Below are 25,970 nucleotides of genomic sequence, written 5' to 3' on the forward strand. Positions count from 1 at the left end.
ATGACCTGGACACTGCTGATCTCGCTGCTGGTCAAGTCCAGCCTGATCGCGGGCGCGGGCCTGGCCGCGTCTCGCCACCTCACCCAGCGCCCGGTCGAGCGGGTCGACATTCTGCGCGGGACGGTATGCCTGCTGCTGGCCTTGCCGGTGATCATGAACGCCCTGCCGCCCATCGAGCTGGCGCTGCTGCCGCCGCTGACGGAAACGCCCACCCTCGCCGCGTCGGATATCGCCAGCATCACCCCGCCGCCGCCCACCGCGCGCTGGACCACGCCGGGCGCGATCCTGGGCGGTCTGTGGCTGCTGGGCGCGGCGCTGATCGGCGCGCGCCTGGCCCTGGGGCTTCGCACCCTGACGCGCTGGACGCGGAAGGCTTCGCCGGTCACCTGCCCCGCCTGGCTGGCGCCGATCGAGGACCTGCCGCCGGCGGATCGTCCCAACCTTGTCTGCAGCGACAAGGTCGCCGGTCCCCTGAGCTGGGGCGTCGCGCCGGGCGCCATCCTGGTCGACCCGGCCACCCTGGCCGAACGCAACACCGCCAGCGCGATCATGGCCCACGAGCTGGCGCACCTGCGTCGCCACGACTGGATCTTCCTGGTGATCTCGCGCGTGGTGCTGGCGATCTTCTGGTTCAATCCGCTGGTCTGGCGCCTGCACGCCGTCCTGCGCCAACGCTCCGAGGAAGCGGCCGACGCCGCCGCGCTGGGGACCGTCGATCGCGCGCTATACGCCCGCACGCTGGTCCGCCTGGCCGCCCACCCCACGTCCCTGCTCGCGCCGGCCGCCTCGCTGCCGATGGCCGCCGACGCCCGGACCCTGAAATCGAGGATCGCCAGCATCATGACCGACGCCCCCGCGCGCCGCCGCCCCCTGACCGTCGCGCTTTGCATCGGCACCATCGCGCTGGTCGCAGCCCCGCTGGCCGCCTTCGCCGTGACCCGGCAGCTCGCGCCGCCGATCCCGCCGGTCCCGCCCGCCGAGGTCGCGAGCGCGCCCCTGCCGCCCGCGCCGGCGGCCGAGCCCGCCGAAGCCGCGCCCGCCGCTCCGCCAGCGCCTGCCGCGCCTGCCGCGCCTCCGGCTCCAGCAGCTGACGCGGCTGACGCCTACGACATGGCTCAGGCGCGAGCCCAAGCCGCCTGGGACAGGGCGCAGGCGCGAGCCGAGGCGCGGACTCAGGCGGCCTTTGACAGAGGCCAGGCGCAAGACCAGGCGCGCGCTCAGGCCGCCTGGGACCGGGCGCAAGCCCAGGCGCAAGCCGAATGGGCCAGGGCCCAGGCGGACGCCGCCCGCGTAAACGCCGACGAGATCCGCCGCCAGGTCGAAGCCCATCGCGACGAGATCCAGGCCGCCGCGCAGGTAGCCGCCGCCCAGGCTCGCGCCCAGTCGCGCGTCTACGCCGAACAGGCGCGTCTCTCGGCCGAGGACGCCCGCCGCATCGGCGAGGAGGCCCGCAGGGCCGGCGAGCACGCCCGCGTCGTCGCGATGAAGCAGGCCAGGCTCGACATGGCCAAAGGCGCCGAGCAGATGCGGGCCGGCGCACGCCAGATGCGCGAGGAGGCCACGCGCCTGCGCGATCCGGCCTACCGCACCAAGCAGATCGCCGACAATCGCGCGCGCGGGCAGACCGTGACGGACGAGGAGCTGAAGGCCCTCTGCCGCAGCCTGCCGGGCAAGGCCGAAGACCTGGAACGCCGGGCGGATCAGCTTGAGGAACGCGCGCGCGAGGTGTCGTAAGTGATCCTTCTCCCCTTGCGGGAGAAGGCTTCAAACGTCCAAACAAAAACGCCCCGGTCCTGCGACCGGGGCGTCTTCATTTGAGCTGAGCCTGTACCTTACGAGTCCAGGAAGCTGCGCAGCTTGCGCGACCGCGACGGGTGCTTGAGCTTGCGCAGGGCCTTGGCCTCGATCTGACGAATACGTTCGCGGGTCACCGAGAACTGCTGGCCGACTTCTTCCAGCGTGTGGTCGGTGTTCATGCCGATGCCGAAGCGCATGCGCAGCACGCGCTCTTCACGCGGGGTCAGCGAGGCCAGCACGCGGGTGGTGGTTTCCCGCAGGTTGGACTGGATGGCCGCGTCGATCGGCAGGACGGCGTTCTTGTCCTCGATGAAGTCGCCCAGGTGGCTGTCTTCCTCGTCGCCGATCGGCGTTTCGAGCGAGATCGGCTCCTTGGCGATCTTCAGGACCTTGCGGACCTTTTCCAGCGGCATGGCCAGCTTCTCGGCCAGCTCTTCCGGGGTCGGCTCGCGGCCGATCTCGTGCAGCATCTGGCGGCTGGTGCGGACGATCTTGTTGATCGTCTCGATCATGTGCACCGGGATCCGGATGGTCCGGGCCTGGTCGGCGATCGAGCGGGTGATGGCCTGACGGATCCACCAGGTGGCGTAGGTCGAGAACTTGTAGCCGCGGCGGTACTCGAACTTGTCGACGGCCTTCATCAGGCCGATGTTGCCTTCCTGGATCAGGTCCAGGAACTGCAGGCCGCGGTTGGTGTACTTCTTGGCGATCGAGATCACGAGACGGAGGTTGGCCTCGACCATCTCCTTCTTGGCCTGACGGGCCTCGCGCTCGCCCTTCTGCACGGTCTGGACGATGCGGCGGTAGTCGTCGATCGGCACGCCGGTCTCGGTGGCCAGCGCGGCGATCTCCTGACGGATGTCGCTGATCGAGCTGTTGTCGTTCTCGACGAACTTGGTCCAGCGCACGCCCATCGCCTTGACCTGCTCGCCCCAGGTCGGGTTCAGCTCCGAACCAAAATAGGCTTTCAGGAACTCGGCGCGGCTGATGCCGTAGCTGTCGGCCAGGCGCAGCAGGCGGCCTTCCAGGCCGATCAGGCGCTTGTTGATCGCATAGAGCTGCTCGACCAGCGCCTCGATGCGGTTGTTGTTCAGCTTCAGCGTCTTCAGGTGCTGGATGATGGTCGCCGACAGGCCTTCGTAGGCCTTGCGGTCGGCTTCCGAGAGATCTTCACCCTTCAGGCGGCTGCCGACCAGCTTGTCCTGCAGCTTGCGGAAGCTTTCGAACTCGCTGGCGATGGCGTCCAGGATGGCCATCACGCCTTCGCGCAACTCGCCTTCCATGGCGCTGACGGTCGGACCGGCGCCGTCGTCGAAGTCGTCGTCGTCCTCGCCCTCGGCGCCTTCCGGCTTGGCTTCGCCGGCTTCGTCGTCGATCGGCTCGGCCGGGCCTTCCTCGTCCTCGGCGGCGGGCTGGGCGGCCACGCCGTTGATCGCGGCGTAGGTGCCTTCCAGGTCGATGACTTCGCGCAGCAGGATACGGCCCGAGCCCAGCTCCTCACGCCACACCATGATGGCTTCGAAGGTCAGGGCGGACTCGCAGAGGCCGCGGATCATCGTGTCGCGGCCGGCCTCGATGCGCTTGGCGATGGCGATTTCGCCCTCGCGCGACAGCAGCTCCACCGAGCCCATCTCGCGCAGGTACATGCGCACGGGGTCGTCGGTGCGGTCGTAGGCGGCCGGCTTGTCGCTGGTGATGACGGTGGTGTTCTCGTCGCGGGTCGCGACCTCGCCGCCCTCGCCGCCCTCGGCGTCTTCTTCGGCCTCGACGACGTTGACGCCCATCTCGCTGAGCATGGCCAGGGTGTCTTCGATCGCGTCGGGAGAAACCTCCTCCGACGGCAGCACCTTGTTCAGCTCGTCCATCGTGACATAGCCGCGGGCTTTCGCCTGCTTGATGAACTTCTTGACGCCGGCGTCGGTCAGGTCGAGCAGCGGGCCGTCGCCACCGGTGGCTTCGGGCGCTTCGGTCTCGGCCGAGGAATTGTTGCTCATCAAGCTCTCCGCAATCGACGTCGCCTCGGTCCTGCAAGACGCGCGCCGAAAAAATCCTTATCGAAAAGGCTTGCCGGCCTCGTCCGCGCCTTTGATCAGCGCTTACCCAGGGATCACGTTCCCGTCAGGAGGCCAGTCCGCGCTCGTTCGCCATGTCAGAACGCTCCGCGAGAGACCCGTCGGAGGACACAGAGGCGATAAGCGCGATCTGGCGCGTCTCCCGTAGGGGTCAGCGACCGCTGGGGACTCGGGACGGCGGCGAGGGTGACATCCTGTTTCGATAAGGGCGCGCGCTACGGCGGCCCGAGCGATGTCAATCAGCTGCGTGGCAAATCCTTGAGTCGGCATGTGGCTTTGGGAGGGCTCTGTGTCAAGATGGGAAGACGCCGGACCGCAAAGATTTGCAAGCCAGAGCAAGACGCCCGCCCGCCTCCGCGGAGCGCTCACGCGATCCGCACCGGCAGCCTCGCCTCGACGCCTGGCGGCAGGAAGACCAGCTCAGGCTTGCCGCCCAGGTCTCCGACGAGGCCGCGCTCCAGCAGCCGCGCGCCAAAGCCGCGATGCGTCGGCGCGACGACCTCCGGCCCGCCCCACTCCCGCCAGCGCACCATCGCGTGCTTGTCGCTCTCCAACGCCCACTCGACGCTCACCCGACCGCCGGGCGACGATAGCGCGCCGTACTTGGCCGCGTTCGTGCCCAGTTCGTGCGCGGCGAGCGCCAGGGCCAGGGCCGCGCCGGGCTCGACGCGCAACGAGGGGCCCTTGATCGAGATGCGGTCCGGGTCCTGATCGTCGGCGAAGGGGCGCAGGGCCTCGCGCAGGATGTCGTCGATGACCGCGCCCGACCAGCTCTCGCTGGTCAGCACGTTGTGGGCGGCCGACATCGCCATCAGACGCTCGATGAACTGGTCCCGCGCCCGCGGCGCCACATCGTCCGAGCGCAGGGTTTGGCGGGCGATCGACTGGATCGAGGACAGGGTGTTCTTCACCCGGTGGTTCAGCTCGTTGATCAGCAACTGCTGGTGAACCTGGGCGGTCTTGATCTCCGTGTGGTCCATCGCCATCCCAACATAGCCAAGGAACGCGCCGCTGGCGTCGATGCGCGGCTTGGCGTTGACCAGCATCCAGCGCCATCCTTCGGGATGACGCCGGAAGCGCGCCTCGAAACTGTAGGGATCGGGCCCGGCCCGCGCCGCCTCGCGACGCACCAGGATTTCGGCGAGGTCATCGGGATGGATCAGAGCGATCCAGGCGTGGCCCATCAGGTCATCGCGACCAACATTGGCCAGCTCGGCGAAGGCGGCGTTGACGAACTCGACCTCGCCGGAGGGCTCGGTTATCCAGATCGGCGCTGGCGCGGCGTCCGCGAGGATGCGGAACAAGGCCTCGCTCTCGCGCAGCTTGTCGGCGGCCGCCTTCTGCTCGGTGATGTCGGTGTGAACGCCGACCCACTCGCGGATTTCGCCGGTCTCCTCGAACAGCGGCACGGCCCGGATGCGGAAGTCGCGCCAGACGCCGTCACGCCGCCGCACGCGATGCTCGAACTCGAAGGTCCGCTTCTCGGCGACCGCCGCCAGCCACGCCTTGACGGTCGGTTCGATGTCGTCGGGATGCACCGCCTTGGTCCAGCCAAAGCCCTGATAGTCCGCTCGCTCCTGGCCTGTCAGCGCGCCCCAGGCCGGCTGCTCGCCTTCCATCTGGCCCTTGGCGTTGTTGGTCCACAGCACGCCCTGGACCGCGTCAACCGCCGCGCGCAGGCGCGCCTCGCTAGCGAGCACGCGAGTCATCGCGTCGGTGGTCGGGATAGGCCGCGGTCTTTCGGGGTCCGACAATCTGGCCTCGCAATGGCTTCCGGCGCGTGGCGGGGAGTTGGCGGTCCAGGCCCGACGCGCCTGTCCACCACACAACTCCCACGCTGGAAAGGCAACCGTGAAGGTTGAGGCGCCTTAACTCTAGTGCAGCACCTGCGCCACCAGGCTGGGATCGGTCCAGCCGCCGCTGTCGATCAGTCGCTTGACCGCGTCGCGCTCGGTCTTCAGCCGGAACAGGGTGTGGGAGTCGCCTTCGTGGGCCAGGTCGGCCTTGGCCTCGTCGACCGCCCGCTCCAGCGCCGTCAGCCGGATCAGGAGATCGAAGGCCTGAGACCACAGCCCTCGAATCGCGTCCTCGGGGCTCTGGGCGGCGCTCTGGGCGGCGTCCAGCGCCTTCACGTGCGCGGCTGAGCGCTCCAGCGCCGCAAGGGTCGCGTCGTCATAGCCGGCCGTGGCCAGACGCCCACGCACCATGCCCGCCTCGACATGGTCGGCGTCCATGCGCAGGTTCACCAACTCCTGGGCGATGGCGTCCAGCCGCTGGTCTCCGAAGCCCTGGTTCATCAGCACCTCGATCCGGTCGTCGACGACCTTGGGATCGCGGATGGCGGCGATCAGCAGGGCGGCCGAGAACGGGCGCGGGGCCTGCTGCAGGGCCGCCGCCGCCTGACGCCCCTCGGCGGTGGAGCCTTCCAGCCGCCCTTTGCCGCCGCGCCGAGGCGTGTTGTCCCAGCGCTGGCGCGACAGCGCGCGTCCCGCGTCGCTGGCGTCGGCCTTGACCCGCCGGGCCGCCCGCATCTCGTCCAGGCGGTCGAGCAGTTCTTCCTTGTAGGCGTGGGCCAGGTCCTTGTCGGCGATGGTCGCGGCCAGGGTGCGCAGGCGAACCTTGAGGTTCGTGCGCTGTTCGGGCGTATCGAAGGGCTCAAGCTCGCGCTCACGCTCGAACAGAGCCTCGACGAACGGCTTGGTGTTCGAGATCTGCGCCTTCAGCGCCGCCGGTCCCTGCTCGCGCAGCACGTCGTCCGGGTCCTTGCCGCCCACGGGCATCGAGAACAGGAACGAGCGGCCGGGCTTCAGCAGCGGCAGGGCGCGGTCGATGGCGCGGTCCGCGGCGCGGCGGCCGGCCTTGTCGCCGTCGAAGCATAGGGTCGGGGTCGGATGCAGGCGCCAAAGGCCCTCCATCTGCTCCTCGGTCAGGGCCGTGCCCATGGCCGCCACGGCCGGGATCCCGGCGCGCTGGCAGGCGATGACGTCCATATAGCCCTCGACCACCACCATCGGCGGCTTCTCGCCCCCGCTCTGGCCGGCGTGCAGGATCTTGCGGGCCTCGAACAGGCCGTACAGCACCCGCCCCTTGTGGAAGAGACTGGTCTCGGGGCCGTTCAGATACTTGGCGCGGGCGGCGGGATCCATGGCCCGGCCGCCGAACGACACGACCTTCCCCCGGCTGTCGGCGATCGGGAAGATGATCCGGTCGCGGAAGCGGTCATAGGGCTGGCCGCCGTCCTCGGGCGCGATCAGCACGCCGGCGTCCACGAGGTCGCCCGGCTTGGCGCCCTTGGCGATCAGGTAGTCCTTGAGGCCCGTGCGATTGTTGGGCGCGAAGCCGATGCGGAAGCGGCTCCACTCGCTCTCGGGAAGGCCGCGCTTTTCGAGGTAGGCGCGGGCGGCCTGGCCGACCGGGCGACGCAGCTCGCTCTCGAACCAGGCGGCCGCCAGCTCCATCCAGTCGCCCAGGGACGAGCGCTTCTGCTCCTCGCGCGCGGCGCGGGGGTCGACCTCCGGCAGGCTCATGCCGGCCTCGGCCGCCAGGCGCTCGACCGCCTCGGCGAAGGTCAGCCGCTCGGTCTCCTGCAGGAAGCTGATGATGTCGCCGTGCTTGCCGCTGGAGAAGCAGTGATAGAAGCCCTTCTCGTCGTTGACGAAGAACGAGGGGCTCTTCTCCTTCGTGAACGGCGACAGCCCCGCATACTCGCGCCCCTGCCGCCGCAGCTTCACCGTCTTGCCGACGACGTCGGACGGGCGAAGGCGGGACTTCAGTTCTTCGAGGAAACGGTCGTCGAAACGCATTGAGGGTGAGCGGTACTTCGCGGGCTTGAACCCTACACCTTATCTGGCGAGCCGCTTCGCCAGAACCGGACGTGGCGGCCTCGTCCCAAGCCATACGCCGAGTCCCTCACAGGTTACCCACAGATTCACCGATCAAGCGCGGCATTAGGAACAGCCGTTCGCGCCCGTCCGTTTCCGTCACAGAGCGCCTCGACGCGCCCTTTCCCCCTCTGAACGTCACGGAGCAGACCCATGCCGCAACGATGGAATGACCGCGAAGGTCGATTTGATGTCGAGCCGGACGGCGATTTCGACCGCGATCGGGGCTATGGCTACGACGCCGCGCGGCGGCGCGACCCGGCCTACGACAATTCCCAACGGGACCGCCCCCGTCGCTCGGGTGGAAGCCAGTTCCTGCGCGCGGCCCAGCAGGGCGGTGACTTCGGTTACGGCCGGATGAACTCGGGCGCGGACTACGGCGCGGGCGCCGGCGGCTATCGCCAGCCGGGCGACTGGGGCCGCGTCGGCGGCCATGACTTCGGCGGCTCCACCGGCGATTATGGGGCTAGCGGCTACTCCAGCCGCACCGCCGATTATGGCGACGAGCGTTATTTCGAACAGCGCGACGGCCGCCGAGACCGCGATCGCTACGACCACGACGGCGCCTATGGCGACTACAACCCGTATCGCTCTTTCGGTCCGCGCGACCGCGGCCGCCCGCAGCAGGAAGAGCGCACCTGGTTCGACCGCGCGCGCGACGAGGTCTCCTCGTGGATGGGCGATCATGACGCGCTCAACCGCCGGCAGGCCGACGGCGAGCATCGCGGACGCGGGCCCAAGGGTTATCGGCGCTCGGACGATCGCATTCGGGAGGACGTCAGCGACCGCCTGACCGACGACGCCTGGCTGGACGCCCAAGGGATCGAGGTCGCGGTCAGCGACGCCGAAGTCACCCTGACCGGCACTGTCCGCTCGCGCGAGGACAAGAAGCGCGCCGAGGCGATCGCGGAGACGGTCTCGGGCGTCGACCACGTCCAGAACAACCTGCGGCTCGACCGCGGGACGGGCGCGACATCGACGGCGACCATCGTGCCGACGTCGTCCGATCCGCTGGGCTGATAAAAATCCTCCCCCCTAGCGGGGGAGGTGTCGGCTCGAAGAAACGACGGAGGGGGAAGAGACAAGTCATCAAAGACTTCCCCCTCCGGCCTTCGGCCGCCTCCCCCCACTGAGGGGAGGATTTGATTACGCATTCGCAGCTTCGTTTCACGGTCGAAACGATTGCCCATATTCCGCATGCGGAGGCCAACTTGGCCTCGACAAGCCGATATTAACGCCACAAACATCCCGGCTTCTCGTCGCGGGAGCACGCCCGCGCGCCGCATTGGGTGTTTCGTGAAAGCGCTGTTCTTCTCCGTCTCCGTCCTGTCCCTGGCCGCGACCGCCGCGCTCGCGCAGACCCCGGCGGCGTCCCAGCCCTGGCCGGAGTCGGCCGCCGCAACCGCGCCGATCCCCGCGCCTCAGGACGTCCCCTACGCCGGCACGCTGAAGCTGGCCGTGGACGCCACCGATCTCGACCGCAAGATCTGGACCGTCACCACGACCATCCCGGTCAGCAAGGCCGGCGACTTCGTGTTCCTGTATCCGCAGTGGGTCCCGGGCGGTCACTCGCCGCGCAACGACCTCGACAAGCTGGCCGGCCTGGTGGTCACCGCCAACGGCAAGCGCATCCCCTGGACGCGCGACGTCGTCAGCGTCCACGCCTTCCACGTCGACGTGCCCACGGGGGTCAGCGAGATCCAGGTCAGCTACCAGTTCCTGACCGCCGTCGAGGCCAAGGTCGGCCGCACCGAGGTCACGCCCGAAATGCTGAACCTGCAGTGGCTGCAGGTGACCATGTACCCGGCCGGCTTCTACACCCGCAAAATCCCGATCGAGGCCAGCGTCAAGCTGCCGGAAGGCTGGAAGCTGGCCACGGCGCTGGAGACCGCCAAGGTCGACGGCCAGGTCACCACGTTCAAGCCGACCACGGTCGAGACCCTGGTCGATAGCCCGATCTTCGCGGGCAAGTACTTCAAGTCGATCGACCTGGACCCGACCGGCCCCGCGCCCGTGCGCCTGAACCTGGTCGCCGACAGCCCCGAGCTGCTGGACGCCAAGCCCGAGCACATCCAGATCCACAAGGACCTCGTCCAGCAGGCCTACAAGCTGTACGGCTCGCATCACTACGACCACTACGACTTCCTGGTCGCCCTGTCGGACAAGATCGGCGGCATCGGGCTGGAGCACCACCGCTCGTCCGAAAACCGCGTCACGCCCAAGTACTTCACCGAGTGGGACAAGAGCTTCGTCGGCCGCGATCTGCTGAGCCACGAATACACCCACTCGTGGAACGGCAAGTTCCGCCGCGCCGCCGACCTTTGGACCCCCAATCTGAACGTGCCGATGCGCGACAGCCTGATGTGGGTCTATGAGGGCCAGACCCAGTACTGGGGCAACGTGCTGGCCGCCCGCTCGGGCCTCCTGACCAAGCAGCAAGCCCTGGACTCGATCGCCGCCACCGCCGCCACCTACGACAACCGTCGCGGCCGCGACTGGCGCCCGGTGCAGGACACCACCAACGACCCGATCATCGCCAGCCGCAAGCCGCTGTCGTGGCTGTCGTGGCAGCGCAGCGAGGACTACTATTCCGAAGGCCTGCTGGTCTGGCTCGACGCCGACACCCTGATCCGCGAGAAGACCGGCGGCAAGAAGTCGCTGGACGACTTCGCCAAGGCCTTCTTCGGCGTCGACAACGGCTCCTACGTGCCGCGCACCTATGTGTTCGAGGACGTGGTCAGCACGCTGAACGGCGTCTACGCCTACGACTGGGCGACCTTCCTGAAGAGCCGCATTCAGGACGTCCAGGAGAAGGCGCCGCTCGATGGCCTGGAGCGCGGCGGCTACAAGCTGGTCTACACCGCAACCCCGACCGAGTTCATGAAGGCGGCCGAGACCCGCGCCAAAAGCACCGGCCTCAGCTACTCGCTCGGGCTGACGGTGGGCTCGGACGGCGTGATCAGCGACGTGCAGTGGGGCGGTCCGGCGTTCAAGGCGGGCCTGACCCAGGGCCTCACGGTCGTGGCCGTCAACGGCGAGGCCTTCGACGGCGACAAGCTGAAGGCCGCCGTCACCGCCGCCGCGAAGCCCGAGAACCCGCTGGTCGAGCTGCTGCTCAAGGACGGCTCGCGCTACAAGAGCGTCAAGATCGACTACCGCGGCGGCCTGCGCTACCCGCGCCTGGAGAAGATCGCCGGCGTTCCCGCGCGCCTCGACGACATCCTGACGCCGCGCAAGTAAGCTGCGAGCGCTTCGCAACCTGCGACGAAATGGAGAAGGGCGGGAAGCCGGCGATTATGCCATTTTCCCGCCTGTTCATTCCCTCTGAACGCGTACCGAAGGGCCCGCTACCCCCCTCTCCCAAAGCGGGCCCTTCTTCGCGTCCGGCCTCGGGCCATCGGGCGAACCCTCTCTCGACAATCTGTGACCGTGGCGCGCGGCGTCGCGAGCGGCTATCTCTCCGCGTGATGGATCGAGACCCCGCCCTGCCGGACAGCCCGGAACTCCACCGCGTCACCACGCAATATGTCGTCACCGAGGATCGCCTCCGCCTGTCGGGCGAGACGGCCGGCGGTGAGACCGTGGTCCTGTGGCTGACCCAGCGCATGCTCAACATGCTGATCCCTCGCCTGACCGGCTGGCTGGAGCAGAACGGCGGCGACGCCCTGCTGCAGGAATTCGCCCAACAGGCGGCCGAGGCCTCCCTCGGCGCCGAGCCTCCGGTGCCCGCCAGCCAGGCCGCTCCCGGCGGCTGCGTGACCAGCGTCGACATCGGGACCGGACCCGACGGGGCGGTCCTGATCTTCAAGCCGGAGACCGACGAGCAAGGCGTTCGCCTCCCCCTGACGACCGACGCCCTGCGCCAGTGGCTGGCCATCGTCCGCGCGCAGTATGTGATCGGCGGCTGGCCGACGAGCGTCTGGCCGGCCTGGATGGACGAGGCCCAGCTTGCTCGCCCGCAAACGACGGGCTTTGCGCTGCACTAGGGCGCGTTAGGTTTAAGTCTACGCGGCTAAACCGCCCGAACGCGCTCTAAGCGTAAACAGACAGGCTCTAGCGCTCCGGATCATGAGACCGGTACCATTTCCGGCTTGAGTGGTCAGACAACTGCCCCCATAGTGCCGCCCGAAGGCGGCCCGAGAGCCGCCGCGCCATTCGCGTAGCCCCGGGGAAACGTTCAGATGACCACCGCCATCACCCGCCGCCTGTTCGGCGCGAGCCTCGCCGCTCTGTCCGCCGCCGCTCTCCCAGCCCTGGCTCAAACCGCCAGCAACGCGCCGAAGACCTCGGGCGGCAAGCCGCTCTACAAGGACCCCGCCCAGCCGATCGACGCCCGCGTGCAGGACCTGCTGGGCCGCATGACGCTGGAGGAAAAAGCCGCCCAGCTGATCGGCATCTGGCTGACCAAGAACAAGATCCAGACCCCGGAGGGCGAGTTCTCGCCCGAGCAGGCCAGCAAGAACTTCCCCAATGGCCTGGGCCAGATCTCGCGTCCGTCCGACCGCAAGGGCGCCAAGCCCGTGACGGTGATCGGCGCGGCCGCCGGCGCCGACGACGGCGCGATCAACCGCAACGCCAAGGAAACCGCCCGCTACACCAACGCCGCCCAGAAGTGGGCCGTGGAGAAGACGCGCCTGGGCATCCCGATGCTGATGCACGACGAAGCCCTGCACGGCTACGTCGCCCGCGACGCGACCAGCTTCCCGCAGGCCATCGCTCTGGCCTCGACCTTCGACACCGAGCTGACCGAGAAGATCTTCGCCGTCGCCGCCCGCGAGATGCGCGCCCGGGGTTCGAACCTGGCGCTTGCCCCCGTCGTCGACGTGGCCCGCGACCCGCGCTGGGGCCGCATCGAGGAGACGTATGGCGAGGACCCGCACGTCTGCGCCGAGATCGGCCTGGCCGCCATCCGCGGTTTCCAGGGGACGACCCTGCCGCTAGCCAAGGACAAGGTCTTCGTCACCCTCAAGCACATGACCGGCCACGGCCAGCCCGAGAACGGCACCAATGTCGGCCCGGCCCAGATTTCCGAGCGCGTCCTGCGCGAGAACTTCTTCCCGCCGTTCGAGCGCGCGGTGACCGAGCTGCCGGTCCGCGCGGTCATGCCCTCGTACAACGAGATCGACGGCGTGCCTTCGCACGGCAGCCGCTGGCTGCTGACCAAGATCCTGCGCGAGGAGTGGGGCTACAAGGGCTCGGTCCAGAGCGACTACTTCGCCATCAAGGAGATGATCAGCCGTCACAAGCTGACCACCGACCTGGGCGAGACCGCCGTCCGCGCGATGCACGCCGGCGTCGACGTCGAGCTGCCCGACGGCGAGGCCTACGCCCTGATCCCCGAGCTGGTGAAGGCCGGCCGCATTCCGCAGTTCGAGATCGACGCGGCCGTGGCTCGCGTCCTGACCATGAAGTTCGAGGGCGGCCTGTTCGAGAACCCCTACTGCGACGAGAAGACCGCCGACGCCAAGACGGCGACGCCGGACGCCGTCGCCCTGGCCCGCGAGGCCGCCCGCAAGGCCGTCGTGCTGCTGAAGAACGACAAGGGCGTGCTGCCGCTGGACGGCAAGAAGATCAAGCGCCTTGCGCTATTGGGCACGCACGCCAAGGACACGCCGATCGGCGGCTACTCCGACGTGCCGCGCCACGTGGTGTCGATCTATGAAGGCCTGACCGCCGAGGCCAAGGCCCAAGGCTTCGCCCTCGACTACGCCGAGGCCGTGCGGATCACCGAACAGCGCATCTGGGCGCAGGACCAGGTCAATTTCACCGACCCGGCCGTCAACGCGAAACTCATCGCGGAAGCCGTCGAGGTCGCCAAGAAGGCCGACGTCGTCGTCATGGTGCTGGGCGACAACGAGCAGACCAGCCGCGAGGCCTGGGCCGACAACCACCTGGGCGACCGCGAGAGCCTGGACCTGATCGGTCAGCAGAACGACCTGGCCAAGGCGATCTTCGACCTGGGCAAGCCGACCGTGGTCTTCCTGCTGAACGGTCGTCCGCTGTCGATCAACCTGCTGGCCGAGCGCGCCGACGCCATCATCGAGGGCTGGTACCTGGGCCAGGAAACCGGCAACGCCGCCGCCGACGTGCTGTTCGGCCGCGCCAATCCGGGCGGCAAGCTGCCGGTCAGCATCGCGCGCAACGTCGGCCAGCTGCCGATCTACTACAACCGCAAGCCGACGGCCCGCCGCGGCTATCTGGGCGGCGACGTCACCCCGCTCTATCCGTTCGGTTTCGGCCTGTCGTACACCAGCTTCGACATCTCGGCGCCGCGCCTGGCCAAGGCCAAGATCGGCCAGGGCGAGACCGTCAAGGTCGAGGTCGACGTGGCCAACACCGGCAAGGTCGCGGGTGACGAGGTCGTTCAGCTCTACATCCACGACGAGACCGCGACGGTCACCCGTCCGGTGCTGGAGCTGAAGCACTTCAAGCGCGTCACCCTGGCGCCCGGGGCCAAGACCACGGTGACTTTCGAGATCAAGCCGTCGGACCTGTGGATGTGGGACCTCGACATGAAGCGCGTGGTGGAACCGGGCGACTTCTCGATCCTGGTCGGCCCGAACTCGGTCGACCTGAAGAAAGCCACGCTGACGGTGGCCTAGGGCTTAGCGCCCCCTCCGTCGGCTTCGCCGACACCTCCCCCGTTCACGGGGGAGGATGGTCCCTCCTCCTCACCCGCATCGCGGGGGAGGTGGCGCGGCGCGGATACGCGCCGTGACGGAGGGGGCGTCCGCCCCCCTTAAGTAACAATCGACAGTCAAGTTTGATCACGACGGGGTTCAGTCGCGGAGCGTAAGGGCCCATATCGCGGCCATGTCCGCTTCCGACCGCGCCCAGATCCGCGCCGACGCCGCCCCGTTCACCGACGAAGAGATCGACCGCCTCGTCGAGACCTTCTACGCCCGCGTCCGCCGCCACCACCGCCTGGGCCCGATCTTCGAGACCGCGATCGGCGAGAACGGCTGGCCCCAGCACCTGGCCACGCTGAAGGACTTCTGGTCGTCGGTCCTGAACACCTCGGGCCGCTACAAGGGCCAGCCGGTGGCGGTCCACCAGCATGTCGAGGGCCTCACCGAAGGCCTGTTCATCCCCTGGCTGAACCTGTTCCACCAGACCTGCGTCGAGCTGTTCGACGCCCCGCGCGCCGCCATCGTCGGCCAGAAGGCCGAGCGCATCGCCCGCTCCCTGAAGCTCGGCCTGTTCTTCAAGCCGGAAGCCGTGGCGTGAGCGCGCGCGAGGCGCTGGCCGCCGAGGGTTTCGTCCGCTTCGAGGGTTCCGAGACCCTGGCCTTGCTGGGTCCTGAGGTCACCGCCGGCTGGAGCGCCTTCGCCGACAGCTGGAACGACCTGCCGTTGGACGGCTTCATGGCCGATGGCGGCCGCTATCGCCGGCGCCGGTTCGCGGCCTTTGCGGCGTCGCCCGAGAGCGTCGTGCGTAAGCCGCATCAGCCGCACTGGCAGAGCCGCGACTACAACCCGCTGAACGGCGGCGTGCAGCGCTGGTTCGAGCCGGTCACCGAGGCGATCGCCGACCACCCTGTGACGCGCGGCGTGATCGCGGCCGGCCTCGAGCTCTTCCAGCCGCTGACCACCGATCCGCCGGAAGCCTGGCACGTCGAGCTGCACCAGTTCCGCATCGAGGCGCGCACGGGCATGGCCGGCCTGCCGACGCCGGAAGGCGCGCACCGCGACGGCGTCGACTGGGTTATCGTCATGCTGGTCGATCGTCGCAATGTCGACAGCGGCGTCACGGACATCTATGCGCCGGATGGAACGAGCCTAGGCTCCTTCACCCTGGTCACACCTGGCGACGCGGTCTGCGTCGACGATCATCGGGTGCTGCACGGCGTCACGGCGATCCGCCCGCTGGACCCGGCCCTGCCGGCCGTGCGCGACGTGCTGGTAGTGACCTTCCGACGTCCGGACGCCCGGGACGGCTAAGCTTCACTGTGACGGCGTCGCGACGTTTCGAAATGCGCGCGACATGCCCGTGGACGATGGAAAAGACGTCAATCGCATCCCGCTGACGCGTTGACGCTTGATATTGCAATTCGTTCTCAAGTAAGGACGAGCCTTCATCGCCAAGGTTCCTCGAACGCCCGTGAAGTCCGCCGCCGATCAGCATCGCCGCTCGTTCTGGCTGAAGCAGCTGCACCAGTGGCATTGGATCAGCGCGGCCGTGTCTCTGATCGGCATGCTGCTGTTCGCGATCACCGGCATCACCCTGAACCACGCCGGCCAGATCGAGGCGGAGCCCAAAGTCGTAAGCCGCAAGGCCACCCTGCCCCCCGACCTGATGGCGGTGCTGGCCAAGGGCCCGGAGGAGGGCAAGCGGCCCCTGCCCGTCCCGCTGGAGCCCTTCCTCGACAAGGCCGTCGGCGCCGACGTCGCCGGCCGCGAGGGCGAGTGGTCGCCCGAAGAGGTCTATGTCGCCCTGGCCCGTCCCGGCGGCGACGCCTGGCTGTCGATCGACCGCGAGACCGGCGCGATCGAGCACGAGAAAACGACGCGCGGCGTCGTCTCCCTGCTCAACGACCTGCACAAGGGCCGCAACTCGGGCAAGGCCTGGAGCTGGTTCATCGACATCTTCGCCGCCGCCTGCGTGATCTTCACGGTCACCGGCCTGATCCTGCTGCAGTTCCACGCCCGCGCGCGGCCGCTGACCTGGCCCCTGGTGGGCCTGGGCCTGGCCGCGCCGGTCATTCTCGTCATCCTGTTCGTCCACCTTTGAGGCAGACACCGTGAAGCCTACGCTTTCCTTGCTGACTTTCGCCGGGGCCGCCGTCGCGGGCGCTCCCGCCCTGGCCGCCGACCTCAACGTCTCCGTCGAGATCCCGCGCCTGACAGTCGCCGAGTACCATAAGCCCTACGTCGCCATCTGGATCGAGAACCCGGCCGACGCCAGCGCCGCCGGCACCCTGGCCGTCTGGTACGACGCCGACAATCGGGAAGATCACGGCGCCAAGTGGCTGAAGGACATGCGCCAGTGGTGGCGCAAGGCCGGCCGCGAGATGAGCTTCCCCGCCGACGGCGTCAGCGGGGCCACCCGCGCGCCGGGTCCGCAGAAGCTGGTCTTCGCCGGCTCCAAGGGCGCTCTGAAGGCCCTGAAGCCGGGCCAGTACAACCTGGTCGTCGAGGCCGCCCGCGAGGTCGGCGGCCACGAGGCCGTCCGCGTCCCGTTCACCTGGGGCAAGCCCGGCAAGCCGGCTTCGGCCAAGGGCGCGTCCGAGTTGGGCGCCGTCACCGTTTCCGTGAAGTGAGAAAAGCCATGACCTTCAAGAAGCGCCTTCTCGCCGTCGCAGCCCCCCTGTTGATTGGCAGCGCGGCTCTGACCCTGCCGATGTCGGCCTCGGCCCACCGCGGCTGGCTGCTGCCGGCCTTCACCACCCTGTCGGGCGACAACGCCTGGGTGACGATCGACGCCGCCATCTCCAACGAGCTCTTCTATCCCGACCACCGCGCGATGCGCACCGACGGCGTCCAGGTGCTGGGTCCGGACGGCGCGGCCGACAAGATCCAGAACGCCTCGACCGGCCAGTACCGCTCGACCTTCGACGTCCAGCTGACCAAGCCGGGCACCTACAAGATCTTCACGGCCAGCAATTCGGTCATGGCCAGCTGGACCGAGAACGGCGAGGTCAAGCGCTTCCGGGGTTCGGCCGACGACTTCGCCAAGCAGGTCCCGGCCGGCGCCGCCGACCTCAAGACCATCAAGATGGCCAGCCGTAACGAGACCTTCGTCACGCGCGACAAGCCCTCGACCGGCGCCCTGGCGCCGACCGGCAAGGGTCTGGAGCTGGTCCCGGTGACTAACCCGACCGACGTCGTGGCCACCGAGCCCGCCACCTTCAAGTTCGTGCTGGACGGCAAGCCGGCCGCCGATCTGGAAGTGACCTTCATCCCCGGCGGCGCCCGCTGGCGCGCCACGCCCGGCGAGATCAAGGTCAAAGCCGGCGCCGACGGCGCGGTGAAGTTCACCCTGCCGGAAGCCGGCATGTACTGGGTCAACGCCACGGCCCGCTCCGGCGAGACCGGCCGTGGCCCCGGCGGCCCCGGCATGGGCGGCCCGGGGGGCGCTCCGGGCGCTCCGGGCGCTCCGGGCGCTCCGCAAGGTCCCGCCACCCCGCTGGCCGGCAACGGCGTCAGCGCCAGCTACACCGCCGTCATCGAAGCCCAGCGGCCTTAAGGTCCGCTCTCCTCCCTCGCGTAGCGGGGGAGGTGGCGCGGCGCGGATACGCGCCGTGACGGAGGGGGCGCACCCCGCTGTCGACGCCCCCTCCACCGCTTCGCGGTCCCCCTCCCCCGCACGCGGGGGAGGATGAGATTTCCCCATGCCCCGCGTCCTCGTCCCCGCCCTGACCACGCCCCCCGCCCGCCCGGTGGGCGGCGCCGTGCGCGCGTTCGGCGGGGCGACCATGGGCACGACCTGGTCGGCCAAGGCGGTGCTGCCGGCGACCGTCGACCTTCCCGCCCTCGAGGCCATGGTTCAGCGGGCGCTCGACGCCGTCGTCGCCCAGATGAGCCCGTGGGAACCGTTGTCGGACCTTTGCCGCTACAACCGCGCGCCGGCCGGGAGCTGGGTCAGGCTTCCCGAGCCGACCCTGACCGTCCTGCGTCGCGCGATCGAAGTCGCCGAGGCCAGCGCCGGCGCGTTCGACCCGACCCTCGGCGCGCTGACCGATCTGTGGGGCTTCGGGCCCCGCCCCTTCTCCGGCGCGCCGCCCGAACGCGACGCCGTCGCCGCTCTGCGCGAGACCGGCGGCTGGAAGCGCCTGACGCTGGACGGCGAGGCCCTGTTCCAGCCCGGCGGCCTGAAGCTGGATCTGAACGGCGTCGCCAAGGGCTTCGGCGTCGATCAGGCGGCCGCCGCGCTGGATCGCGCAGGGGTGAAGAGCTACCTCATCGAGGTCGGCGGCGAGCTGCGGGGGACGGGCGCCAAGCCCGACGGCCAGCCCTGGTGGGTCGAGCTGGAACGGCCTCCGAGCGCCAACGACGCGGAAAAGACCGTCGTCGCCCTGCATGATCTGGCCGTCGCCACCTCCGGCGACTACCGCCGCTTCTTCGACCACGAAGGCCGGCGCTACGCCCACACCCTGGACCCCTCCACCGGCGCGCCCGTCACCCACACGACCGTCAGCGTCACGGTGCTGGCGAAGGACTGCATGAGCGCCGACGCCTGGGCGACGGCCTTGACCGTCATGGCGCCCGACGCGGCGCTGGCCTTCGCGGCGAAGCACGACCTCGCCGCCCTGATCGTCAGCCGCGCGGCGGCCGGCGGACTGGAAGAGCGCCTGTCGCCGGCCCTGCGGGCCATGCTGGACTGATGCCCGACCTGTCCGCCTTTTCGCCCGAGGTTCGCCGCCTGCTGGCCGCCGGCGCCGTCGCCGGGGTCTACGCCCTGTTCTGTGGCGGGATCGCCCTGCGTGAAGCCCTCCGCCGCCGCGCTGTCGTGCGCGAGGCCGAGACGCTGTCGCAAGGCGCAGGCGAGCCCGTGCTGGTCGCCTACGCCAGCCAGACCGGTTTCGCCGAGGAACTGGCGGGCGCCACCGCCAAGGCGCTGTCCGAAGCCGGCGCGCCGGTGACCCTGCGCGAGCTGTCCGCCGTCACCGCCGCCGACCTCTCCGGCCCCGCCCTGTTCATCGTCAGCACCACCGGCGAAGGCGACGCGCCCGACACGGCTCGCGCCTTCATCCGCGACGTCATGAAGGACGGCCATGACCTCTCGGCCCTCCGCTACGGCGTCCTGGCGCTGGGCGACACGTCCTACGCCCACTACTGCGCCTTCGGCCGGACGCTCGACGCCTGGCTGGCCCATGCGGGCGCGCAAGCCCTGTTCGACCGCGTCGAGGTTGACGACGGCGATCCGGCCGCCCTGCGCCACTGGCAAGGCAAGCTGTCGGTCCTGACCGGCGTCACCGATGCGCCCGACTGGAGCCGCCCCGCGTATGGCCGCTGGACCCTGGCCGAGCGAGAGCTGCTCAACCCCAGAAGCCCGGGCGGCGAAGCCTGGCGCGTGCGCCTGACCCCGCCCGACGGCGCGACCTGGCAGGCCGGCGATATCCTGGAGATCGGCCCGCGCAACGCGCCGGCCGAGGTGGCGGCGCTGGGCCTGCCGTCGGAAACGGCCGAGATCCTCTCGGGCTTGCGCCTGCCCCATGAGCCCGCCGCCATCGAAGCGCTTCGTGGTCTCTCGCCCTCGGCGCTGGCCGAGCGCCTGACACCTCTGCCGCACCGGGAATATTCGATCGCCTCCCTACCCGCCGACGGCGGCGTCGAGCTGATCGTGCGGCTGATGACCGACGCCGAGGGCCGCCCGGGCCTGGGCTCCGGCTGGCTGTGCCGCCACGCCGAGGTCGGCGGACCGATCGACGCCCGCGTCCGGACCAACCGCAGCTTCCACGCGCCCGATCCCGCCAAGCCGATGATCCTGATCGGCTCCGGCACGGGCCTGGCGGGCCTGCGCGCCCACCTCAAGGCCCGCGCCGCCGCCGGCGCGACCCGCAACTGGCTGGTGTTCGGCGAACGCACCGCGGCCCATGACTACTTCCTGCGCGAGGAGATCGAGGGCTGGGCCGCCTCGGGCGCGCTAGAGCGCCTGGACCTGGCCTTCTCTCGCGACCAGCCCCAGCGGCTGTACGTCCAGCATCGTCTCCGCGCGTCAGCGGACACGCTGCGGCAGTGGGTGGCGGACGGCGCGGCGATCTACGTCTGCGGCTCGCTGGAAGGCATGTCCCGCGACGTCCATGCGGCGCTCGTCGAGATGCTCGGAGCCGAGGCCGTCGAGCGGCTGACGGACGAGGGTCGGTATCGCAGGGACGTGTACTGAGCGCCCCCTGCGTCACGATGCTACGCATCGCGCCACCTCCCCCGCTTTGCGTGGGAGGAGGACTTTCCCCTCCTCACCCGTGAAACGGGGGAGGTGGCTCGTCGCGAAGCGGCGAGACGGAGGGGGCGCTCACTGGCGCGATAAAGCCTCCACCTCCTCCGGCGTGTTCGCCCCGCGCAGCCGCGCCAGCGCCCCTTCCGGAAGCGGCAGCGCCGTGAGCCCAGCCCGCTCCACGAGCCGCCGCAAGGGCCAGCCCGCCTCCGCGTCGACCGGCAAGGCGGCCGCCTCGAGCACCATCGGCACGGGCAGCCCCTCGTAGAAGCCACCGCTCGCCAGCAGCGGCGCCAGGTCGTCGGGCGTCACGGTCGGCGCGTCGACCGCCAGCACCAGCAGCCGCGCCGTCCCGAGCGCCTTCGCCCCGGCCAGCACGCCGCCGACCGGCCCCGCGCCAGCCTCGTCGTCAGGAACCCAGGGCAGGCCCAGATCGGCCCCGGCGGCGACCAGCGCCCCCGCGCCGACCGCCCGCGCCAAGTCGGCCACGCGGTCCACGGCCCGCCGGCCGTCCCAGTCCAGCACCGCCTTGTCGCGTCCCATCCGCCGGGAGCCGCCGCCGCACAGGATGATCGCACCGAGGGAGGTCATTCGACTTGCCTATCCGCTGCGGCGACGCAGGAGAAGACCTTAGACCTTCGCCGTCTTCCAAGCTGCGCCCAAACCGGTCTAGTGTCCCGCGCGCATAGGGATATTACCAAGAATGAGCCAACCGACCGAGCGTCAGCGTCGCCGTACGACCCAGAGCGCCACGATCCGTGATGTCGCCGCCCGGGCAGGCGTTTCGCCGATGACCGTCTCGCGCGTCATCAACCGCGAGAGCACCGTCAAGGAAGAGACCCGCGCCCTGGTCGAACAGGCCATCGCCGAGCTCAACTACGCCCCCAATCCCGCCGCCCGCAGCCTGGCCGGCAGCGCGCCGTTCCGGATCGGCCTGCTCTACGACAACCCCTCGACCGGCTACCTGTCGGAATTCCTGGTCGGCGCCCTGGACGAGAGCAGCCGCACGGGCTCGCAGATCGTCATCGAGAAGTGCGCCGAGCCCGAGCTGGCCGGCGCCACGCTGGCCCGGTTGCTGAAGACCGGCGTCGACGGCCTGATCCTGCCGCCGCCGCTGTGCGAGTCCCCGCAGGTCCTGGCCGAGGTCAAGGCCGCCGGCGCCGCCGCCGTGGCCGTCGCGCCCGGCATGGCCAGCGCCGACATGGCCACGATCCGCATCGACAACGAGGCCGCCGCGCTCGAGCTGACCCAGCACCTGCTGGGCCTGGGCCACAAGCGCTTCGGCTTCATCAAGGGCCACCCGAACCAGACCGTCAGCCAGCAGCGCCTGGACGGCTTCCTGTCGGCCCTGAAGGCTGCGGGCGTCCCGCAAGAGAACATCCGGGTCGAGCAGGGCTATTTCACCTATCGCTCGGGCCTGGAGGCGGCCGAACGGCTGCTGGCCGCCGAGCCCCGCCCGACGGCGATCTTCGCGGCCAACGACGACATGGCCGCGGCGGCGGCGGGCGTCGCTCATCGCCTGGGCCTCGACGTGCCGGGTGACGTCTCGATCGTCGGCTTCGACGACACCTCGATCGCCGACAACATCTGGCCGCCTCTGACCACCGTCCACCAGCCGATCGCCGCCATGGCCCGCGCGGCGGTGGACTTGGTGCTGGAGGAAATCCGCCGTCATCGCGACGGCGGCGGCGAGCCCCGCCAGCTGATGCATCCGCATACGCTGATCGTGCGCGACTCCAGCGGGCCGGTTACCGACTGAAGTCTATCTCCCCGGGGAGAGGGATTCAGGTATTGGTCTGACAACGTGCTTGCAGCCGTTACATGTTAGCGCTACCAAGCTTTCGACCAACGAGCGCCGCCGACGGTTTCGGCGCCTTCAGACGCTCGGCAATGGGGAGAAGACGCCGTGGGCGTAAGCGAATTCCTTCCGGATGATTGGAAAAACGCGACCCTGCTGGGCCGCATCGACTTCGGCGAAGGCCCGACGCCCGTGCTGGTGCGCGGCGGCCGCGTCGAGGACATGTCGAAGGTCGCGCCGACCGTCGCCGACCTGATGAACGCCTTTGGGCCCGGCGCGGCGATCCCGCGCGGCGAGGACAAGGGCCCGCTGGAATCCCTCGACATCCGCCCGGTCTGGGAAGACCCTGACGGCGCCGCGCCGGTCAAGCTGCTGGCCCCCGTCGACCTGCAATGCCTGAAGGCCGCCGGCGTGACCTTCGCCGTCTCGACCCTGGAGCGGGTGATCGAGGAACGCGCCCGCGGCGACGCCGCCGCCGCCCTGAAGATCCGCGAGCAGCTGTCGGCCAGCATGGGCGGCGACCTGCGTAGCGTAAACCCGGGTTCGGAGGGCGCCGAGCGCCTGAAGCAGACCCTGATCAAGGACGGTCTCTGGTCGCAGTACCTGGAAGTCGCCATCGGCCCCGACGCCGAGATCTTCACCAAGGGTCCGACCCTGTCCTCGATGGGCTGGGGCGACCATGTCGGCGTCCGCTACGACAGCCACTGGAACAACCCCGAGCCGGAAGTCGTGCTGCTGTGCGACGGCGCGGGCCAGATCCGCGGCGCCTCGCTGGGCAACGACGTCAACCTGCGCGACTTCGAAGGCCGCTCGGCCCTGCTGCTCAGCAAGGCCAAGGACAACAACGCCTCGTGCGCCATCGGTCCGTTCTTCCGCCTGTTCGACGAGACCTTCGCCCTGGACGACGTCCGCTCGGCCGAGGTCGAGTTGAAGATCACCGGCCGCGACAACTTCGTGCTCGACGGCAAGTCGAACATGAGCCTGATCAGCCGCGACCCCGCCGTTCTGGCCGGCCAGGCCTATGGCAAGCAGCACCAGTATCCGGACGGCTTCGCCCTGTTCCTGGGCACCATGTTCGCCCCGATCCAGGACCGCGACACCCCCGGCCAGGGCTTCACCCACAAGGTCGGCGACCGCGTGCGCGTGTCGACGCCGAAGCTGGGCGTGCTCGAGAACGAGGTCACCACTTGCGACAAGGCCAAGCCGTGGACGTTCGGCATCTCGGCCCTGATCCGCAACCTGGCCGGCCGCGGCCTGCTCTAATCGAAGGATCATCGGCATGACCGACACCCTGCGCCACTACATCGGCGGCGAACGCGTCGCGGCCGACGCCCCGGCCGAGAGCCTGAACCCGTCCAACACCAACGACGTCGTCGCCAAGGTCCCGATGGGCGGCCAGGCCGAGGTCGACGCCGCCGTCGACGCGGCCAAGAAGGCGTTCCCGAGCTGGTCGGAAGCCTCGCCGGAAGTCCGCTCAGACCTCCTGGACAAGGTCGGCTCGACCATCATCGCCCGCAGCGCCGACATCGGCCGCCTGCTGGCCCGCGAAGAGGGCAAGACGGTCGCCGAAGGCGTCGGCGAGACCGTCCGCGCCGGCCGCATCTTCAAGTACTTTGCTGGTGAAGCGTTGCGCCGCCACGGGCAGAACCTGGAGAGCACCCGTCCGGGCGTCGAGGTCCAGACCTACCGCCAGGCGGTCGGCGTCTACGGCCTGATCACGCCCTGGAACTTCCCGATCGCCATCCCGGCGTGGAAGGCCGCCCCGGCGCTGGCCTTCGGCAACACCGTGGTGATCAAGCCGGCCGGCGCCCGACCCCGGCCACCGCCAACGTCATCGCCGACATCATGCAGGAATGCGGCGCCCCGGCCGGCGTCTTCAACATGCTGTTCGGTCGCGGCTCGATGGGCGACGCCCTGATCAAGCACAAGGACGTGGACGGGATCTCGTTCACGGGCTCGCAAGGCGTGGGCGCGCAAGTCGCCGCCGCCGCCGTGGCCCGCCAGGCCCGCGTGCAGCTGGAGATGGGCGGCAAGAACCCGCTGATCATCCTGGACGACGCCGACCTGGAGCGCGCCGTCGCCATCGCCCTGGACGGCTCGTTCTACGCCACCGGCCAGCGCTGCACCGCCAGCTCGCGCCTGATCGTCCAGGACGGCATCCACGACAAGTTCGTGGCCCTGCTGGCCGAGAAGGTCGCCGCGCTGCGCGTCGGCGACGCCCTGGACCCCAACACCCAGATCGGCCCGGCCGTCTCCGAAGACCAGATGGAGACGAGCTACAAGTACATCGACATCGCGCGCGGGGAAGGCGGCCGCCTGGTCACCGGCGGCGATCGCCTGAAGCTCGACAATCCGGGCTGGTACGTGCAGCCGACCCTGATCGCCGACACGCAAGCCGGCATGCGGATCAACAACGAGGAGGTCTTCGGCCCCGTCGCCTCGACCATCCGGGTCAAGTCGTACGAGGAGGCCCTGGAGATCGCCAACGGCGTCGAGTTCGGCCTGTCGGCCGGCATCGCCACGACCTCGCTGAAGTACGCCCGTCACTTCCAGCGTCACGCCAAGGCCGGCATGACCATGGTCAACCTGGCCACCGCCGGCGTCGACTATCACGTGCCGTTCGGCGGCACCAAGAGCAGCTCGTACGGCGCCCGCGAACAGGGCTTCGCCGCGGTCGAGTTCTTCACCCAGACAAAAACCTCCTACTCGTGGTCGTAAGCAGCATGTCCTCAGCCATCTATCCCAGCCTGAAGGGCAAGCGGGTCGTCATCACCGGCGGCGGTTCGGGCATCGGCGCCGGCCTCGTCGCCGGCTTCGTTCGCCAGGGCGCCGAGGTGATCTTCCTCGACATCGTCGACGCGGACTCGCAGGCCCTGGTCGCCGAGCTGTCGAAGGACGCGGTCATCGCGCCCGTCTACAAGCGCTGCGACCTGATGGACATCGACGCGCTGAAGGCGACCTTCGCCGAGATCGGCGACGTCGACGTGCTGGTCAACAACGCCGGCAACGACGACCGTCACAGCCTGGCCGACCTGACGCCCGCCTATTGGGACAACCGCATCGGCGTGAACCTGCGCCACATGGTGTTCGCGGCCCAGGCCGTGGCCGGCGGCATGAAGAAGCGCGGCGGCGGCGCGATCATCAACTTCGGCTCGATCAGCTGGCACCTCGGCCTGGAGGACCTCGTCCTCTACGAAACCGCCAAGGCCGGCATCGAGGGCATGACCCGAGCCCTGGCCCGCGAGCTGGGCCCCGACGACATCCGCGTCACCTGCGTGGTGCCGGGCAACGTCAAGACCAAGCGCCAGGAGAAGTGGTACACGCCGGAAGGCGAGGCCGAGATCGTCAAGGCCCAGTGCCTGAAGGGCCGCATCCTGCCCGATCACGTCGCCTCGCTGGTGCTGTTCCTGGCCTCGGACGACGCCTCGCTCTGCACCGGTCACGAGTACTGGATCGACGCCGGCTGGCGCTAGGGCTTGCTCCCTTCCCCCTTGATGGGGGAAGGGTTGGGGATGGGGGTGATGTGGCGGTTCGGCCGCCGATGTC

General features: G+C 69.5%; 18 protein-coding genes and 2 pseudogenes. 16 read left to right on the forward strand and 4 right to left on the reverse strand.

Features of this window, described 5'->3' with window-relative positions; all coding sequences use genetic code 11:
• Entirely contained in the window at positions 1-1,734 is a 1,734-nt protein-coding gene (locus tag CSEG_RS17735) for a M56 family metallopeptidase (protein ID WP_013080610.1), read from the forward strand.
• Between the two features lie 98 nt (positions 1,735-1,832).
• Here CSEG_RS17735 and rpoD read toward each other — a convergent pair whose 3' ends face one another.
• The 3 genes and pseudogenes from rpoD to dnaG form a co-directional block, all read right to left on the reverse strand.
• Positions 1,833-3,791 (reverse strand): RNA polymerase sigma factor RpoD, encoded by a 1,959-nt coding sequence (gene rpoD, locus CSEG_RS17740; protein WP_013080611.1) that lies wholly within the window; start codon positions 3,789-3,791, stop codon positions 1,833-1,835.
• 443 nt (positions 3,792-4,234) lie between these two features.
• Positions 4,235-5,566 (reverse strand): annotated as a pseudogene (locus CSEG_RS17745) (sensor histidine kinase); the annotation flags it as partial.
• A gap of 177 nt (positions 5,567-5,743) precedes the next feature.
• On the reverse strand, positions 5,744-7,672 hold the full coding sequence (dnaG, locus tag CSEG_RS17750) for a DNA primase (protein ID WP_013080613.1): 1,929 nt from the start codon (positions 7,670-7,672) through the stop codon (positions 5,744-5,746).
• Positions 7,673-7,903: 231 nt separating this feature from the next.
• Between dnaG and CSEG_RS17755 the strand changes: the two genes are divergently transcribed.
• The 11 genes from CSEG_RS17755 (at position 7,904) to CSEG_RS17805 (ending at position 20,575) form a co-directional block, all read left to right on the forward strand.
• Positions 7,904-8,770, forward strand: coding sequence for a BON domain-containing protein (locus CSEG_RS17755; RefSeq protein ID WP_013080614.1), 867 nt, complete (start codon positions 7,904-7,906; stop codon positions 8,768-8,770).
• 264 nt (positions 8,771-9,034) lie between these two features.
• Positions 9,035-10,990 (forward strand): M61 family metallopeptidase, encoded by a 1,956-nt coding sequence (locus CSEG_RS17760; protein WP_083778498.1) that lies wholly within the window; start codon positions 9,035-9,037, stop codon positions 10,988-10,990.
• Positions 10,991-11,217: 227 nt separating this feature from the next.
• Complete coding sequence (locus tag CSEG_RS17765; protein WP_013080616.1) at positions 11,218-11,736, forward strand: hypothetical protein; 519 nt, start codon at positions 11,218-11,220, stop codon at positions 11,734-11,736.
• A gap of 195 nt (positions 11,737-11,931) precedes the next feature.
• The gene (locus CSEG_RS17770; protein ID WP_013080617.1) at positions 11,932-14,352 is read left to right on the forward strand and encodes a glycoside hydrolase family 3 N-terminal domain-containing protein; all 2,421 of its coding nucleotides are present in this window, start codon (positions 11,932-11,934) and stop codon (positions 14,350-14,352) included.
• A gap of 211 nt (positions 14,353-14,563) precedes the next feature.
• A complete protein-coding gene (locus CSEG_RS17775) occupies positions 14,564-14,977 on the forward strand; it encodes a group III truncated hemoglobin (protein ID WP_013080618.1) in 414 nt (137 codons plus the stop codon).
• Entirely contained in the window at positions 14,974-15,690 is a 717-nt protein-coding gene (locus tag CSEG_RS17780) for a 2OG-Fe dioxygenase family protein (protein ID WP_013080619.1), read from the forward strand. The genes CSEG_RS17775 and CSEG_RS17780 overlap by 4 nt, the downstream gene beginning before the upstream one ends.
• A gap of 160 nt (positions 15,691-15,850) precedes the next feature.
• On the forward strand, positions 15,851-16,480 hold the full coding sequence (locus tag CSEG_RS17785) for a PepSY-associated TM helix domain-containing protein (protein ID WP_013080620.1): 630 nt from the start codon (positions 15,851-15,853) through the stop codon (positions 16,478-16,480).
• Between the two features lie 10 nt (positions 16,481-16,490).
• Positions 16,491-17,009 (forward strand): DUF2271 domain-containing protein, encoded by a 519-nt coding sequence (locus CSEG_RS17790; RefSeq protein ID WP_013080621.1) that lies wholly within the window; start codon positions 16,491-16,493, stop codon positions 17,007-17,009.
• Positions 17,006-17,935 (forward strand): DUF4198 domain-containing protein, encoded by a 930-nt coding sequence (locus CSEG_RS17795; protein WP_083778421.1) that lies wholly within the window; start codon positions 17,006-17,008, stop codon positions 17,933-17,935. Before CSEG_RS17790 ends, CSEG_RS17795 begins: the two co-directional genes overlap by 4 nt.
• Positions 17,936-18,128: 193 nt before the next feature.
• Complete coding sequence (locus CSEG_RS17800; RefSeq protein ID WP_167535163.1) at positions 18,129-19,073, forward strand: FAD:protein FMN transferase; 945 nt, start codon at positions 18,129-18,131, stop codon at positions 19,071-19,073.
• Positions 19,073-20,575 (forward strand): sulfite reductase subunit alpha, encoded by a 1,503-nt coding sequence (locus CSEG_RS17805; protein WP_013080624.1) that lies wholly within the window; start codon positions 19,073-19,075, stop codon positions 20,573-20,575. Before CSEG_RS17800 ends, CSEG_RS17805 begins: the two co-directional genes overlap by 1 nt.
• A 129-nt stretch (positions 20,576-20,704) precedes the next feature.
• On the opposite strand, the gene mobA is transcribed toward CSEG_RS17805, so the two are convergent.
• A complete protein-coding gene (mobA, locus tag CSEG_RS17810) occupies positions 20,705-21,217 on the reverse strand; it encodes a molybdenum cofactor guanylyltransferase (RefSeq protein ID WP_013080625.1) in 513 nt (170 codons plus the stop codon).
• 112 nt (positions 21,218-21,329) lie between these two features.
• On the opposite strand from mobA, the gene CSEG_RS17815 reads away from it, so the two are divergent.
• From CSEG_RS17815 to xylB, 4 genes and pseudogenes are all read left to right on the forward strand, one after another.
• Positions 21,330-22,385, forward strand: a complete 1,056-nt coding sequence (locus CSEG_RS17815; protein ID WP_013080626.1) for a LacI family DNA-binding transcriptional regulator — start codon at positions 21,330-21,332, stop codon at positions 22,383-22,385.
• Positions 22,386-22,532: 147 nt separating this feature from the next.
• Positions 22,533-23,687: a fumarylacetoacetate hydrolase family protein gene (locus tag CSEG_RS17820; RefSeq protein ID WP_013080627.1), complete on the forward strand. Its 1,155-nt coding sequence runs from the start codon at positions 22,533-22,535 to the stop codon at positions 23,685-23,687.
• 16 nt (positions 23,688-23,703) lie between these two features.
• A pseudogene (locus tag CSEG_RS17825) lies at positions 23,704-25,142 on the forward strand (aldehyde dehydrogenase family protein).
• Positions 25,143-25,147: 5 nt separating this feature from the next.
• Complete coding sequence (gene xylB / locus CSEG_RS17830) at positions 25,148-25,897, forward strand: D-xylose 1-dehydrogenase (RefSeq protein ID WP_013080628.1); 750 nt, start codon at positions 25,148-25,150, stop codon at positions 25,895-25,897.
• Positions 25,898-25,970: the final 73 nt, after the last annotated feature.

It is taken from the genome of Caulobacter segnis ATCC 21756 (genome assembly GCF_000092285.1).
GTDB lineage: Bacteria > Pseudomonadota > Alphaproteobacteria > Caulobacterales > Caulobacteraceae > Caulobacter > Caulobacter segnis.